Genomic DNA, 603 nt, shown 5'->3' on the forward strand with positions numbered 1-603 from the left:
GCTAGAAGCTCTCCTCCAGAACCTAATCTTGCTTCATCCGGAATATGCACATCTAATATCAACATTCCTTGATTGAATTTTGTTGATAGTAAGTCAATCTTGTTCCACAAGGAGATCAACCCGGTTTGATCCTTACTCTGGAAAGCGGCAAATGTTGCACTGTATTTGTCAGAGTTATCTTCAAAAGTAATTTCCTTCGTACTCTTCACTAGTTGGGTTAGTTGAGCATCACCGTAATAAACCTGAATTTCTTGAGTTTTCTTGTTCTTCTCTTCCTGATCAGCTCCCTGTGGAATTCCAGCACTTGCAGGATTAGAACCTTGCACCGGCCCTGAAGAAGTGGGCTTGTTTCCACAACCTACGGCTAATAAACTGATTACACATACCAAGATAGCAAGATGAATTCCTTTTTTCATAGAAGCACATCCTCTTTATTTTTTTGCTGTCTTATAGCTTCAGATACTCTTTTATCCCATCTACGATGGCTTGAGCTGCTTTAGATTGAACGCTCTCTGACATCATAGCCTCTTCATCAGACTTATTACTTAAAAAACCCACTTCGAGAAGAACTGCGGGCATCGTTGTATCTCTAATGACTTCTAA

At 40.1% G+C, this 603-nt stretch carries 2 protein-coding genes; both read right to left on the bottom strand.

Going from position 1 to position 603, the window contains the following annotated elements; translation table 11 throughout:
• Positions 1-416: hypothetical protein (locus tag AC1D7X_RS25830; RefSeq protein WP_495476442.1), on the bottom strand; the 416-nt coding region annotated here is incomplete at its 3' end.
• Between the two features lie 31 nt (positions 417-447).
• A partial coding sequence (locus tag AC1D7X_RS25835) for an N-acetylmuramoyl-L-alanine amidase family protein (RefSeq protein ID WP_495476443.1) occupies positions 448-603 on the bottom strand: 156 nt, incomplete at its 5' end.

Source organism: Paenibacillus sp. Y568 (assembly GCF_059445545.1).